Annotated in this window: 13 protein-coding genes; 9 read left to right on the plus strand and 4 right to left on the minus strand. The window is 67.2% G+C overall.

The window, feature by feature from the left end:
* Nucleotides 1–4 precede the first annotated feature (4 nt).
* Entirely contained in the window at nucleotides 5–988 is a 984-nt protein-coding gene (locus tag E4J89_RS05525; RefSeq protein WP_240691731.1) for a GNAT family N-acetyltransferase, read from the plus strand.
* Between the two features lie 150 nt (nucleotides 989–1,138).
* Here the strand turns inward: E4J89_RS05525 and E4J89_RS05530 are convergent, their stop codons facing one another.
* Nucleotides 1,139–1,657 carry a DinB family protein gene (locus tag E4J89_RS05530; protein WP_136785111.1) on the minus strand — a complete coding sequence of 173 codons (519 nt, stop codon included), beginning with the start codon at nucleotides 1,655–1,657 and terminating at the stop codon, nucleotides 1,139–1,141.
* Between the two features lie 9 nt (nucleotides 1,658–1,666).
* Nucleotides 1,667–4,186: a DNA topoisomerase (ATP-hydrolyzing) gene (locus E4J89_RS05535; RefSeq protein WP_136785112.1), complete on the minus strand. Its 2,520-nt coding sequence runs from the start codon at nucleotides 4,184–4,186 to the stop codon at nucleotides 1,667–1,669.
* A 47-nt stretch (nucleotides 4,187–4,233) separates the two neighbouring features.
* On the opposite strand from E4J89_RS05535, the gene E4J89_RS05540 reads away from it, so the two are divergent.
* The 3 genes from E4J89_RS05540 (at nucleotide 4,234) to E4J89_RS05550 (ending at nucleotide 8,870) form a co-directional block, all read left to right on the plus strand.
* Nucleotides 4,234–6,978 (plus strand): GNAT family N-acetyltransferase, encoded by a 2,745-nt coding sequence (locus tag E4J89_RS05540; RefSeq protein ID WP_136785113.1) that lies wholly within the window; start codon nucleotides 4,234–4,236, stop codon nucleotides 6,976–6,978.
* Between the two features lie 45 nt (nucleotides 6,979–7,023).
* Nucleotides 7,024–7,686 (plus strand): DUF5998 family protein, encoded by a 663-nt coding sequence (locus E4J89_RS05545; protein WP_136785114.1) that lies wholly within the window; start codon nucleotides 7,024–7,026, stop codon nucleotides 7,684–7,686.
* A gap of 83 nt (nucleotides 7,687–7,769) precedes the next feature.
* Nucleotides 7,770–8,870 (plus strand): nucleotide pyrophosphatase/phosphodiesterase family protein, encoded by a 1,101-nt coding sequence (locus tag E4J89_RS05550; protein ID WP_136785273.1) that lies wholly within the window; start codon nucleotides 7,770–7,772, stop codon nucleotides 8,868–8,870.
* Nucleotides 8,871–8,956: 86 nt separating this feature from the next.
* Here the strand turns inward: E4J89_RS05550 and sepH are convergent, their stop codons facing one another.
* Entirely contained in the window at nucleotides 8,957–10,372 is a 1,416-nt protein-coding gene (gene sepH / locus E4J89_RS05555) for a septation protein SepH (RefSeq protein ID WP_136785115.1), read from the minus strand.
* A 323-nt stretch (nucleotides 10,373–10,695) separates the two neighbouring features.
* Here sepH and E4J89_RS05560 point away from each other — a divergent pair, with 323 nt between their 5' ends.
* Complete coding sequence (locus tag E4J89_RS05560; RefSeq protein WP_127515375.1) at nucleotides 10,696–10,998, plus strand: DUF4193 domain-containing protein; 303 nt, start codon at nucleotides 10,696–10,698, stop codon at nucleotides 10,996–10,998.
* Nucleotides 10,999–11,097: 99 nt separating this feature from the next.
* Here the strand turns inward: E4J89_RS05560 and E4J89_RS05565 are convergent, their stop codons facing one another.
* Entirely contained in the window at nucleotides 11,098–11,604 is a 507-nt protein-coding gene (locus E4J89_RS05565) for a DUF3093 domain-containing protein (protein WP_136785116.1), read from the minus strand.
* Between the two features lie 228 nt (nucleotides 11,605–11,832).
* On the opposite strand from E4J89_RS05565, the gene dut reads away from it, so the two are divergent.
* The 4 genes from dut to E4J89_RS05585 all read left to right on the plus strand — a co-directional run bounded on the left by dut (nucleotide 11,833) and on the right by E4J89_RS05585 (nucleotide 14,230).
* Nucleotides 11,833–12,258: a dUTP diphosphatase gene (dut, locus tag E4J89_RS05570; protein WP_136785274.1), complete on the plus strand. Its 426-nt coding sequence runs from the start codon at nucleotides 11,833–11,835 to the stop codon at nucleotides 12,256–12,258.
* Between the two features lie 123 nt (nucleotides 12,259–12,381).
* Complete coding sequence (locus E4J89_RS05575) at nucleotides 12,382–13,101, plus strand: DUF3710 domain-containing protein (protein WP_136785117.1); 720 nt, start codon at nucleotides 12,382–12,384, stop codon at nucleotides 13,099–13,101.
* A 1-nt stretch (nucleotide 13,102) separates the two neighbouring features.
* The gene (locus E4J89_RS05580; protein WP_240691732.1) at nucleotides 13,103–13,441 is read left to right on the plus strand and encodes a hypothetical protein; all 339 of its coding nucleotides are present in this window, start codon (nucleotides 13,103–13,105) and stop codon (nucleotides 13,439–13,441) included.
* 3 nt (nucleotides 13,442–13,444) lie between these two features.
* Nucleotides 13,445–14,230 (plus strand): DUF3159 domain-containing protein, encoded by a 786-nt coding sequence (locus E4J89_RS05585; protein WP_136785118.1) that lies wholly within the window; start codon nucleotides 13,445–13,447, stop codon nucleotides 14,228–14,230.

Consider the following 14,230-nt stretch of genomic DNA (forward strand, 5'->3'; position numbering starts at 1 on the left):
GGCAATGACGATTCCCGATCTCCCGGTCGATCCCAGCGGCAGCCTGCAGTGGCGGGCCATGACGGGGGCAGACATCGATGGCTGGCACCGGTTGATTCAACGGATGGCCGCGGTGGACAAACCGGTCTGGACCGAGACGACGGCGGACTTGGCCGAGGCTTTCGACGACCCCGCCAACGACCCGGCGGAGTCCACCGCAGTCGGGCTGGATGCCGACGGGACCGTGCGTGCCGTGGGTCGGGTCTACGCCAACGCCGGCTCACCGGTGGCCCACACCTGGGGCGGGGTGGATCCGGACTGGCGCCGCCGCGGTATCGGGAGGGCACTTTATGGATGGCAGGCCGACTGCCAGCGCCGCCGGTTCAAGGCTGCCGGCATGGACGGCGGCGTCCTGCGGACCAGCACGGAGGAACAAGATCCGGCGCACAACGCTTTGATGGCGGCGGTGGGCGCCACGGTGGTGCGTTACTTCACCGAAATGACCCGGCCGCTGGAAGAGATCCCGGACGCACCGCTGCCGCGGGGCTTCGCCTTTGTGGACCTGGACCCGGGGGACAGCGACGCCGTGCGGCTGGCCCACAACGAGGCGTTCGCGGACCACTGGGGCAGCGAGCCGAGGGACGAGCGACGGTGGAAGACCCTGGTGCAGCACCCGGAGACCAAGCCGGAATGGAGTATGTCGGTAGTGGAGGCCGCGTCCGGCGAGACGGTGGCGTACCAGGTGGCCAGCTTTGACCCCGCTTTCGTGCTGCAGTCGGGCTACGACGAAGGGTTCACCAATCTGCTGGGCGTCCGCCGGCCCTGGCGCGGCCGCGGGCTCGCCCAGTCGCTGCTGGCCGAAGCGATGCGCCGGTTCAAGACCGGCGGGATGGCCCATGCCGGGCTGGGCGTGGACACCGAGAATCCCAGCGGCGCGCTGGCGTTGTACACGCGGATGGGCTACCTGCCGACCAAACGCTACCTGGACTACGAACTGCCCTTGACGTGACTTGGCCTGGCCTGGCTTGGCCTGGCTCGGGCGCCACCGTCGTTGGTGGCGGGCAGTCCGTGGGGTAGCTGAGCGCCGCTGTCGTTAGTAGCGGGCGGATCCGCAAGGTAATTTGGCACCGCCGTCGCTACTGGGGGATCCGCAACGTAGCTAGGCGCCGACGTCGTGCAGGTGGTGCGTGACATCGTGCAGGAAATAGCTGCCCAGCGTGGTGACCGTGAAGGCCGAGCCGTTGCTGCGCAGGCCGGTTCGGTCCCACTCGGCCGGAGTCACCGCATTGAAACCGGCGGCCACATCGGCTGCGGCCGCGGCCAGCTCTTCGGCCACGGCGCGCGGATCCAAACTGGCGTACTGTCCCTCGACCGCTGCGGCGTCTTGGTCCCAGTTTGGGAAGCCCGGATTGTCGTGGTCGAGCATCAGCTGCAATCGGGTTTCGAAGACACGGCAGACGTCGCGCACGTGGGCGGCATACTCCAGGACTGACCAGGTGCTGCTGTCCGGACGGATGCTGACGCCGGGTTCCGCGAGGGCGGCCTGCCAGCGCGGCACGGTCGCCAGCACCGCAGGGCCGATCCGGTCCGGCGTGATGCCGGCCGGATCGAAGCCGCATTCAGGGCAGGGCCGTTCGGTGACCCAGGTCCAGTCTTTGGTATCGGGAGTGATCGGCATGCTGCCAGCCTACGAGTCTGCTGCCGCCTGTTGCGAGGGCTGCGACTGCTGCGACAAGGACGGACCGACGGCATCCACCGATTGGGACAGCGGGATGCCCGAACCATCGCGGCGGCCGTGCTCGGTGGGCAACGCCCGCGAAGCACCATTGGCAGAACTCGCCTTCGCCGGACCGTGGCCGGCCCACGCCAGCGAGAGCACGTCTTCGCCCTTCAGGAAGCGGTGCGCGCGGACGCCGCCGGTGGCCCGGCCCTTCGCCGGGTACTCGGCAAACGGGGTGACCTTGACGGATCCGGGGGAGGTGCCCGGCAGGGCTTCCTGAGTCGATGCCACGGTGACGACGACGGCGTCCGCATCGCCGGCAGCGACCGGGCCGAAGAACGTTACCAAGTCGTCGGCGGCCAGCTTGATTCCGGCCACACCGCCGGCGGTGCGCCCCTGGGCCCGCACCGTGGAGGCCGGGAAGTGCAGCAGTTGGGCCTGGCGCGTAATGAAGACCAGTTCGTCCTCGTCGGCCGGTACACCCAGGCCCACAATGTAGTCCTTGGGCTTGAGCGCGATGATCTCCCAGTCCTCCCGGTTCAGCGGGTAGTCCGGGGTGACGCGCTTGACCACGCCCTGCGCGGTGCCGATGGCCAGGACCTTGTCCAGCGGCGCCAACGCCACCAGGGATTCGCCCTTCGCCAGCGTGATGAACTCCTTGACCGGAACACCGCCGGCCAGGTTCGGCGAGCCGGCCGACCCGGCCAGGACCGGCATGTCCATTACCGGAAGCCGCAGCATCCGGCCCAGCGAGGTGACGGCTCCGATCTCGGCCCGTGCCGTGGTCTGCACCACGGACAGCAGGGCATCGTGCCGGATCCGCTGGCCGTCCGCCAACGGCTCCTGGTCCACCGTGCGGGCCAGCTGGCCGGAAGCGGAGAGCAATACCCAGCACGGGTCGTCGGCAATCTGCAGCGGCAGCGCCGCCTTGGCGTTCTTGCCTGTAGCGGCGGGTGCCGGCAGCGCGGTGCCGCGCAGCGGGGCAGCAGCTTCCGATTCGAGCAGTACGGTCCGGCGCGGCGTGGCGTAGAGCGCGGAGACTTCGCCCAGCTCGGTGGAGACCAGCTGGCGCAGCGTGGACTCGTTGGCCAGGATTTCCTCCAGCTCCGCGATCTCGCGGCGCAGTTCGTCCTGCTCCTTCTCCAGCTCGATCCGCGAGTACTTGGTCAGCTGGCGGAGCCGCAGTTCCAGGATGTAGTTGGCCTGGATTTCGGACAGGTCGTAGATGGCCATCAGCCGTTCGCGGGCGGCAGCTGCCTCGTCCGAGGAACGGATGATCTGGATGACCTCGTCGATGTCCACGATGGCAATCAACAGGCCTTCGACTAGGTGCAGCCGGTCCTTCTTCTTGCCCAGCCGGAAGGCCGTGCGCCGGCGGACCACGCCGATCCGGTGGTCCACATAGACCTGCAGCAGCTCCAGCAGGCCCAGGGTGCGCGGCTGCCCGTCCACCAGCGTGACGTTGTTGATGCCGAAGGAATCCTCCATCGGCGAATAGCGGTACAGCTGGGCGAGCACGGCGTTCGGATTGAAGCCGTTCTTCAGCTCAATGACCAGGCGCAGCCCGTGTTGCCGGTCGGTCAGGTCCACAATGTCGCTGATGCCCTGCAGCTTTTTGGACGTGACCGCGTCCTTGATCTTTTCGATCACCTTTTCCGGGCCGACGCCGTAGGGCAGTTCCGTGACCACCAGGCCGGTGCGGCGGGCGGTGAGCTTCTCCACCTCCACCTTGGCGCGGGTCTTGAACGAGCCGCGTCCGGTGGCGTAGGCGTCCCGGATGCCGTCCAGTCCGACGATCTTGCCGCCCGACGGCAGGTCCGGGCCCGGGACAAACCGCATGATGTCCTCAAGCGTCGCCTCCGGATGGGCGATCAGGTGCTGGGCCGCAGCAATTACTTCGCCCATGTTGTGCGGAGCCATGTTGGTGGCCATGCCCACGGCGATGCCGGAAGAACCGTTGACCAGCAGGTTCGGGAAGGCGGCCGGGAGGACTTCCGGCTGCATCAGCTGGTTGTCGTAGTTCGGGACGAAGTCCACCACGTCTTCGTCCAGATGGTCCGTCAGCGCCAGCGCCGGGGCAGCCAGCCGCGCTTCGGTGTACCGCGGGGCCGCCGGGCCGTCGTCGAGCGAGCCGAAGTTGCCGTGCCCGTCGATCAGCGGCATCCGCAGCGAGAACGACTGCGCCATGCGCACCATGGCGTCGTAAATGGCGGCATCGCCGTGCGGGTGAAGCTTGCCCATCACTTCGCCGACCACGCGGGCGGACTTCACATGCCCCCGGTCCGGCCGCAGCCCCATCTGGGTCATCATGTACAGAATCCGGCGCTGTACCGGCTTCAACCCGTCGCGGGCATCGGGCAGAGCGCGCGAGTAGATGACCGAGTAGGCGTATTCGAGGAAGGATTCTTCCATCTCGGAAGTCACGTCAATATCGACGATGTTCTCTGTGAAGTCCTCTTCGGGGGCGGGAGTCTGGCGACGGGGCATGGGTAGTGCTTCGGTCCTTAGTTAAAAGATGCGGATACAGTGAGTTTATGGCGCAAGAGGCGGATTCCCCGGATTATCCGGATTATTGGGAAGCTGATGTCGTGCTGCGCGACGGCGGGACGGCGCACCTGCGCCCGATAGTCCCTGCCGACGCCGAGGCGCTTCAAGCCTTCCATGTGGGCCAGTCGGAAAGCTCCATCTACCTGCGCTTTTTCACCTTCAAGGCCAAGCTCAGTGCACGCGAACTGGCCCGTTTCACCAACGTTGACTATGTAAACCGCGTGGCCTTCGTGATCACCATCGGCGACGAGATCATCGGCATCGGCCGCTACGACCGGCTGGACAATCCCGCCGAGGCCGAAGTGGCCTTCAACATTTCGGACGTCCACCAGGGCCGCGGACTGGGCTCCATCCTGCTGGAGCATCTGGCGGCGGCTGCCCGGGAAAACAGCATCAGCAAATTTTCCGCCGAGGTGCTGCCGGAGAACCGCAAGATGATCACGGTGTTCAACGACGCCGGCTATGAGGTGCGGCGCCATTTCGACGACGGTGTGGTCGCCTTGGAGTTCGATCTCGATCCCACCGAACGGTCCCGTGCGGTCATGGCCTCCCGCGAACACCGTGCCGAGGCCAAGAGCGTTGCCGCCTTGCTGGCGCCGCGTTCCGTGGCGGTGATCGGCGCCAGCCGGGACTGGGGCAGCGTCGGCTACTCGCTGCTGGAAAACATCATCGAGGGCGGATTCACCGGCCCCGTCTATGCCATCAACCCGCAGGCTTTTGAACTCAATGGCATGATCTCCTACGGTGCCATCGCCGAGGTCCCGGAGCCGGTGGAACTGGCTGTGGTAGCCGTGCCGTATGACGAGGTATCCAAGGTGGCGCGCGAATGTGCCGCTGCCGGGGTCAAGGGAATCCTGGTGGCCAGCGACGGCTTCTCGCAGGCCGGTGCCGAAGGGCTGCAGCGGCAGCGCGAGCTGGTCCGCAAAGCCCGAGCCCACGGGATGCGCGTGATCGGCCCGGGTTCGCTGGGACTGCTGAACACCAATCCGGCGGTGTCGCTGAATGCGTCCATGGCCCCTGCCATGCCGCCGCGCGGACCGCTGGGGCTGTTCAGCCAGTCGGCAGCGATCGGCGTGCTGCTCTACACCGCGGCCAGCCGGCGCGGGCTCGGCCTGTCCTCCATGGTGTCCGGCGGCAACCGGGCCGACGTCTCCGGCAATGACGTGATGCAGTACTGGGAAGATGACGCGGCCACCAATGCGGTGGGGCTGTACCTGGAGTCCATCGGCAACCCGCGTAAGTTCTCCCGGATCGCCCGCCGGCTCTCGCTCAGCAAACCCGTGATCGTGGCCAAGTCCGACGTGATGGGACTGCAGCTGCCGCCGGGCCACGCGGTGCGGACCACCCAGGCGCCGATGGGCGCGCTGGACGCGATGTTCCGCCAATCCGGCGTGATCCGCGTGGAGACCAACGAAGAGCTGATGGACGTGGCGCAGATCCTGGTCAGCCAGCCGCTCCCGGCCGGAGCGAATCTGGCCGTTTTCAGCAACTCCTTGGCCCTGGGCAACGTGGTGGCCGATGCAGCCAAGGCCCACCAGCTGGACGTGGTCCGGTTGGAAACCGGGATGGACTTGAACACCGGCCAGTCCAAGGCGCTGCCGGTGCTTCGCCAGCGCGTGCGGCAGGCGCTGTCGGCACCTGAGGTGCACGCCGCCGTCGTCACCCTTCTGCCGGCGACGGGAATCCCGACCTCAGTGCTGGCCGAAGTGCTCCGCGAGTGCGCCGAAGAGGCGGGCAAACCACTGGTGGCCTCCTTTACCGGTGTGCTCGATCTGGCCGAACGGACCGACGGTTTGCTGGCTGCCGGCGATCAACCCGTGGCCGATTCAACACCCGCAGCCGATCCGGAATCCGCGGCGGGCGGACTGCAGCGGGCGCTGCCGTGTTTCGCCAGCCCGGGAAGCGCTGTGAACGCGCTGGCAGCCGTGGTCCGCTATGCCGAATGGAAGGCCCGCGACAAAGGCGAATACACCGAACCGACCGGCTGCGACCCTGCCGCGTCCCAACAGCAGATCGACGCCCTGCTGGCCGGGGTGACCGGTACCGACCTGCTCTCACCCACCCGCGCGCAGGCCGCCGGGCTGCTGGGCTGCTACGGCATCACCGTGCATGAGTCCGCCGCATTCACCAGCGATGACGAGGCGGTGGCGGCGGCCGAGCGGCTTGGCTGGCCCGTGGCCCTGAAGACCACCGATGCCCGGCTGCGGCAGCGGCTTGACCTGGGCGGCGTCCGCTTGAACATCACCGACGCCGCCACGCTCCGGGCCAACATTGCGCACATGCGGGCCAGCCTGGCCCAGTTCGGCGACATCCCGCTGGAGGTCCAGTCCATGGTGCCGGCGGGGCAGGCCTGCACCATCCGGGCCATCGAAGATCCGCTGCTCGGCCCAGTGGTGTCCTTCGGACTGGCTGGCGACGCCGTGAACCTGTTGGGAGACTGGTCGCACCGGATCCCGCCCTTGACCACCGTGGACGTGGCGGATTTGGTCCGCGGGCCGCGCGCCGCCAGCAAGCTCTTCGGGTATCAGGGCCTGCCTGCCGTGGACGTTCCGGCGCTGGAGGACCTGATTGCCCGGGTCGCGCAACTGAAGGATGAGCACCCCGAGGTGGCGCTGCTGGAGCTCAATCCGGTCCAGCTCTCCGACCACGGCCTCGCCGTGCTGAACGCCGAAATCAGGCTCGGCAACCACGCGCACCGCACGGACAGCGCGCGGCGCGCCATGCGTGACTGAGCCCGCGTTGGCCATCTGGCCGCAGGGTAGGGGATTATGGACTATATGAGCCACCTTTCGACGGCCGAACGCCGCAGTCTCGACGACGCCCTCAACCGGGCAGGCTTCTACCCGCTGCTGGTTTCCGATGTGGTCCACGACGCCCTGGACCAGCGCGAGCCGCTGTCCCATTTGGTCCACCTGGAGACACACTTCGACCGCAACGAGGTGCACCGCCACATCACCGTGCTGGTGCTCACCGAGGACATGCTGGTGATCACCCACGTGGACGACCAGCAGCTGGACGACGAGGGCGAGCAGATGGTGGCGCAGATCTCCACCGAATCCGTGCCGGTCAGCCAGATTCGTTCGGTAGTGCTCAGCTACGTCTACGCCCAGCCGCAGAACTACACCTCCGCCGACCAGGCCCGCGAGTTGACCCTGGCCATCGCATGGTCCGGTGGCCAGCGCCTGGACATGGGCCCGGCCGGCTGCGGCGACCCGCAGTGCGATGCCGACCACGGCTATACCGGCAACATTGTCCAGGAGGACATCGTGCTGCGAGTCAGTGCGGAGGCCGACGGACTGCAAGCGGTGCAGAACGCCAAGGATTTCGCCCGGGCGCTGCGCAAGGTCAGCACCAGCCACCCCGAACCCGCCGCGCCGGGCCCGGTGCAGCCGCGGCCGCGGATCGGCAACCGTCTGGTTCGCGGACACCACGGCCGCTGATCCGCGGGACTGACTGAGTGACGCTGACACACGAACCGCTTCCGGCCGCCCCGGGCTACGGCCGCAACTCCCTGGCCGAGGTCATGACCAGTGCCGCCGCAGCCCTGGGCGCCGATGGCTTCAACAATGTCCTGCAACTGCCGCAGGCCAGGCGTGTCTGCGTAGTCATGGTGGACGGGCTGGGCAAGGCGCTGCTGAAGCAGCGCGGCGGACACGCACCGTTCCTGCGCCAGGCCATGGAGAACTCGCGCACCCTGGGCAGCGCTTTTCCCTCCACGACGGCGGCGTCCCTCGCCAGCTTGGGGACCGGACTGGCGCCGGGCCTGCACGGCATGGTCGGCTACGACGTCCTGGACCCGGCCCAGGACAAGGTGGTCAACCAGCTTGGCGGCTGGGACGCCAAGGTTGATCCGCAGGTTTGGCAGCCGCATCCAACCGTGTTCGAACAAGTGGCGGAACACCTGCCGGTCACCACTGTCAGTCTGCCCCGCTTCGCCGACTCCGGGATGACTCGGGCGGCGCTGCGCGGGAGCTCCTTCCGGCCGGGGGCAAGCAGTCATGCCCGCACCCTTGCGGCGGCCGAAGCCCTGGCGGCCAGCGACCGCGCCCTGGTCTACCTGTACTTCAACGAACTGGACAAAGCCGGCCACCGGTTTGGCGCCGCCTCGGCCCAGTGGGGCAGCGAACTGGAAGAACTCGATGCGGACATGCGCCGCCTTACCCGTCAGCTGCCGGCAGATACGCTGCTGCTGCTGACCGCCGACCACGGCATGTTGGATGTGGCCGAAGAATTCCGTTTCGATTACTCGGCCGATCCGGCGCTGGTGGCCGGCGTCCGGCACACCGCGGGCGAGCCCCGGTTGGTCCACCTCTACTTTGAGCCGGATGCCACTGCCGCGCACCGCGAACAGACGGCTGCAGCCTGGCGCGCCGCCTACGGAAACCAGGCCTGGATCTTCACCCGCGAGGACGCCATCAGCCACGGTTTCTTCGGCCACGTGGATCCCAGGGTGCTGCCGCGCATCGGCGACTTGATGGTGGCCGCGCGCGAACCTGTGGCTTTCTATGACATGCGCCGGGTCCCGGAAACCGCGATGTCGGTGGTCGGCCAGCACGGCTCGCTCACCAAGGCCGAGCGGGAAGTTCCCCTGCTGACGCTGGCCGCCCCGGGCAAACGCCGCTAGAAATCCGCTGTTTGGGACGCGCTTTCCCGGAAGCACGGTCCCGGAGATGTGCGCCCACTGCTGCGGCCGATCGCGGCCGGCAGCCGTCAGTCGTGTTTGGTGCCGAAAACGATTTCGTCCCAGCTGGGGACGCTGGACCGCTTGGGCTTGATGGTCCGCTTGGGCGGTTCCGGCGTCGAGTCCACTACATCCGAGCCGTCGGCTTCGGTCGCTGGTGCGGCTTCTGTCGCCTGGGACCCGGTCTGTTCGGCCCGGTTGCTGGCCCAGAGGGTGCTGTCCTGGGCGACGGTCTTGACCGGCGCGGTGGAAGGCCGGGCCTCCTCGGCCGGCTCGGCGGCAGGGGAGGGGGAAGCCTGCGCGTCATCGGTCGTTTCGACGTCGTCCTCGTCGGTATCGTCGCCAAACGGGTCCGGATCATCGCCGGCAGCGTCCTCGCCGGGCGAGTCCCTGAGGAATTCGGGTGCTCCGGAGAGCGTGATTTCGTGCGTAATGGTGCTGATGCCGTGCTCCAACTCCAAGGAGGAGAAGGCCCCGTCGTCATAGGCCGGAGCCAGCGTCAGCGGGAACCCGGCCCGCGGACGAAGAACCGGGGCATCGTCGTCGTGATCTTCGTCTGCTTCGTCAAACGGCTCCCGGGGATGGGCGGCGGGCACCGGACCCTGGGTGAGCATCAGGGCCAGCGCGTCATCGGCGTCCTCATCGACGCCCAGCCGCTGCCCGCGGCGCGCGCGCAGCACTTCCAGCAGCTCTTCCGACTCGGCGGACTGCTCCTCGTCCTGCTCGTCGTTGGGGCCGAGGTCTGTCTCTGTGTCGGCCTCGAAGTCGAAGACGTGGTCGGTCACTGCCTTCAACCGGCGTCCGGGCACAGGGCCCTCCACCGTCTCGAGCTCGCTCAATTGCTGCGCCCAACGGTTGGCATTCTGGATGGTGCGGCGGGAAGCGTGGAAGATCCACCTGGCCGGTGGCTCTTCTCCGATCGAATCGGTGGCCGGTGCGGCCGGGACGGTGAACGAGGCCACGATCTCCCAAGTGCCGTCGCTGCGCCGCCAGGAATCCCACTTCATCGATTCCGGTTCGATGCCGAAGGCATGGATCCGGTGGTCCACCATTCCACCCAGGGTGGCCGGCTCATCGCCGAAGGCCGAACGGTAGCCGTCGTGGCCCGGCAACGGACCGGCTACCTCTACCTTGCGGGCCTGCTCAACGATGTAGTGGCGCTCGGCCAGCACCGGGCTTTCGTAGCGTCGGATGCGGTCGAGGCCGAGGCCGGATTCGGCCGCAACCTCCTCGGCGGTGGCGCCTGCACGGATGCGCGCCTGGATCTCGCGCGGGGACAGGCCAGCTTCCGTTGGCTCGCCGGCGCCGGGAGCCCGGGTGGTTGTAGGTCGGAATACCGCTGTCCGCAGGGCCTCGTCTATTGCCAGACGGTAGTCGTCTCCACCTGCGCTCAACAGCAGATGTTCGCCATCCTCATGGACACCCACCAGCCGTAGATCCTGCATGAAAACCCTCCACCAGACGACACTTTCTGCCTGAAACTCTGCCACCGATACGGTGCTTTTCCTATTGTTTTTGCAGGTGTGGCGTGGAGTTTGTGGCCAAGGTCGCCGTCGTTTGCGGCTGGGCTTGAGCCAGGAACGAGCGCCCGGTGGCGGGGAAGTTTGTCACGCGTACGCTACATAGGCAAGAATCTTCGCGTCACGGGCACAAATCCGGTGGCGAATACGTTGACGTGTGAGCGGCTCGTCAGGCGCGGGACACCAGTCCCGGGGCGGGGGATCCTGCCTTGATGAACCTGGAAACGGAAGGGAGTGAACGAACAGCAATGGCCACTGACTACGATGCCCCTCGGAAGCCGGACGAAGAGACCAGCGAGGAGTCCATTGAGGAGCTGAAGTCGCATCGGCGGACGGACAAGCAGTCTTCCGTCGTCGACGAGGACGAGGCCGAGGCAGCGGAAGGATTTGAACTGCCCGGCGCCGACCTGTCCGGCGAGGAGTTGCTGGTGCGTGTGCTGCCGGCGCAGCAGGATGAATTCACCTGCGCTTCCTGTTTCCTGGTGCGCCACCGGTCGCAGGTGGCCAAGGAAAAGGACGGACTGCTCTATTGCACGGACTGTGAGGGCTAGCTGCGTGCTGTGCAGGCCAGCTGCACAGCGCCAGCCCTTGTAGCGTCTGCCCTCGGCACCGTCCTCGTGGCAGCGGTCCTGATGGCAGGCGCAGCCGGGCTAGTCCTCGCGCTGGGCCGGACGGTCCAAGGCCGCGAGGAGTTGCTGCGGGCGGCGCGTCGAGGCGATCCAGTACGGTGTCAGGTCGGTTTCGTCGGTGATCTCGATGGTGACCACCGGATCAATCCAGCCGCGCATGCACATGTAGGCGGTCCCGTTCAGCTTGGGACCGCGCTGCTCGGTGGCAGCCTCCCCGGTGAATGCCTCCACGCGGCCCACGTAGCGCCGCTCGATTTGGGCGCGGCCCACGTGAAGCATGGTGTCGGTAACCAGGATCCGCGGGGTGGACACGATCAGCAGGACGGCCAGCAGGATGGCGGCAACGATGGCGCCGATGATGCCGGCGGCCATGCTGATCGGGGCCAGCATCACGACGACGGCGGCGGCGGTGCCGGCGGCAATCAGCCAGACCCAGAAGTTGGGCCAGAGCCGCTCATCGTAGTGGGGCACGGAGGAAGGACCGCCGGCGGGACCGGAGCTGCCTGCAGGGGTCGCGGGTTGTGTCATGGACTCAGCTTTTCACCTTTTGGCAGCCATTTCACCTTGCCGCCGCCGCCGTGGCGGAACCAGCCCCGTCGGCGGGCGGGAGGGCTGAAAACGCGCTAGAGTGTTGTGCGGAATATCTCAGCGGGCGTGCCTTTGGAACGCTGGAAAACAGCCCGCACCTTCGCCCCTCTCAAGGACAGACGATCACGAGTGCAGCAGACAATTGAAACACTGACCGTTCAGCTGAAAATGCTCGACGACGGCCTTGAAGCGCCCTCCTACGCCCACCCGGGAGACGCCGGCGCAGACCTGCGGACCCGGATTGATTTCCGGATCGGTCCAGGGGAGCGCATTTTGGTCCCGACGGGCGTGGCGCTGGCGCTGCCGCACGGCTATGTTGCGCTGGTGCATCCGCGGTCCGGCCTGGCCACCAAGCACGGACTGACCATCGTGAATGCCCCCGGCACCGTGGATGCCGGATACCGGGGCGAAATCTCGGTCACCCTGCTCAATACCGATGCCAGCGAGACGCTGTCGTTCAAGCGGGGCGACAGGATCGCGCAACTGGTCATCCAGAAGGTGGAGACAGCCGCATTCGAGCTCGTCACAGAGCTTCCGGACTCCGTCCGGGGCGCCGGGGGATTCGGGTCCACCGGAGGGTTCGGCGCGCAGTAGACGCGGGGCCAGGTGGCGGGAAAGCCCGCCAGCAGGGCGGCGGTTACCTGCAGCAGGCGGCGGCAACGCCGCGCAGATAGAGAGCAACCCGGTGCAGCACCGGAGGAAGAGGAAACTCAGGTTATGGCATTTGGGCGTTCCAAAAAGAAGAACCAGAACGACGGCGGAGAGCCGGCTACCGAGGCGTCCGTCCTGAGTGAGGAAACCACGCAGCAGGCGCCGGAGAGCGGTCCCCGCCGCAACGGACCCTTCGACGACTCCGAACAGGACGCCGGAACCGATTACCTGGATCTGGGCGCCCTGAAAATCCGCCCCCGTGAAGGCCTGCAGCTGCGGCTCGAGATCGAGGAAAAGTCTCAGCGGGTTGTCGCCGTGACGCTGGACTTTGGCGGATCCAACCTGCAGCTCCAGGCATTTGCCGCGCCGAAATCCGAGGGCCTGTGGGACGAAATCCGCACCCAGATCGCCAGCTCCGTGGGATCCCAGGGCGGCACCGTCCAGGAGTTTGAGGGCCCGATGGGTACCGAAGTCGTGGCCAAGCTGCCGGCGCAGAGTTCCGATGGCCAGAAGGGCTACCGGGTAGCCCGGTTCCTCGGCATTGACGGGCCCCGCTGGTTCTTGCGCGGCGTCATCGGTGGTCCCGCCGCGCTCGACCGCGCCAAGGCCGCCGACCTCGAGGAATTGTTCCGCTCCACCATTGTGGTTCGCGGCACACAACCGCTACCGCCCAAGGACCTGCTCCAGCTGAAGATGCCCAAGGGCGCCGCCGAGCAACAGGCCGCCGCGCCGCAGCCCGGACTATCCGTCCCGGAACGTGGCCCGGAAATTACCGAGATTCGCTGATTTGCCCGAGCGTCCGCCCGTCTCCGGGGCCAGTCCGATGGCCCAACTGCCGGCGCGCGGCCATGTTGCCGGCACCGGCCTGGTGGAGGCCATCACCATCGAGCCGCCAGGCCGGCCGCCGCGTTTTGCCGCCGTCGTTACCGATGCAGGCCAGCAGCTACCCGGAAAGTCCCGCGACGGCGGACACCCACGAGTCAGGCTGGTCTGGTTGGGACAGCACCGTGTCCCGGGGATCGTGGCTGGCATCCGGCTGTCGTTCGAGGGCATGCTGTTCCACGTGGACGGGCTGGCCACTATCTACAACCCCCGCTACGAGATCCTCAGTCCGTTGGAGAATTGACTTATGACAGATCAGCAGCCGGACTCCGGTCCGCAGCACAGCGGTCATCCGGATGACGCAGGGCAGAAGGCCGAGCCCAACCCCGCCCCCGCCGAAGAACCAGCCAAGGGGAGGCCGGACGCTGCCGAAGCATTCGCCAGCAACTATGCCGCACGGGCCGGGGTCCAGCGCAGCGCCGATGGGCAGATTGACGTTTTGAAGACCGTGGGCGGTGTCCGCGGGCTGGCCGAGAGCATCCTGCCCGGCGTGATCTTCCTGGTGGTCTTCACCATCGGCCAGGAGCTCGGCCCTGCGCTGATCGGCGCACTGGCGGCCGCGGCCATCTTCACCGTGCTGCGATTGGTGCAGCGGGGCACCGTAACCCAGGCCTTCTCCGGCTTGGTGGGGGTTGCCATCTGCGCGTTTGTCGCCAACAGCACGGGGCGCGCCGAGGATTTTTACGTTTGGGGTTTCTTCACCAATGCGGCCTACATTGTGGCCATGCTGGTGACCATTGCCGTCAAATGGCCGGCGTTGGGACTCATTTTCGGGTTGATTCGCAACGAGGGGACCGCCTGGCGGAAGCAACCGCAGCGGCTCAAGGCCTACACCCTCGCCACCTGGATCCTCACCGCGGTGTTGTTCCTGCGGCTGGCGGTGCAGGTTCCGCTGTACCTCATGGGTGATGAGGGGCTGGTGGCACTGGGCACGACCCGCCTGATCATGGGCGTTCCGCTCTACGCACTGGGCCTGTGGTTGGCCTGGCTGGTCTCCCGCCCGGCAGCCGTCGAGGCCACGCGGGCCGACTGA

Origin of the sequence: Arthrobacter sp. CAU 1506, assembly GCF_005047635.1 — a bacterium.
Classification (GTDB): Bacteria; Actinomycetota; Actinomycetes; order Actinomycetales; family Micrococcaceae; genus Crystallibacter.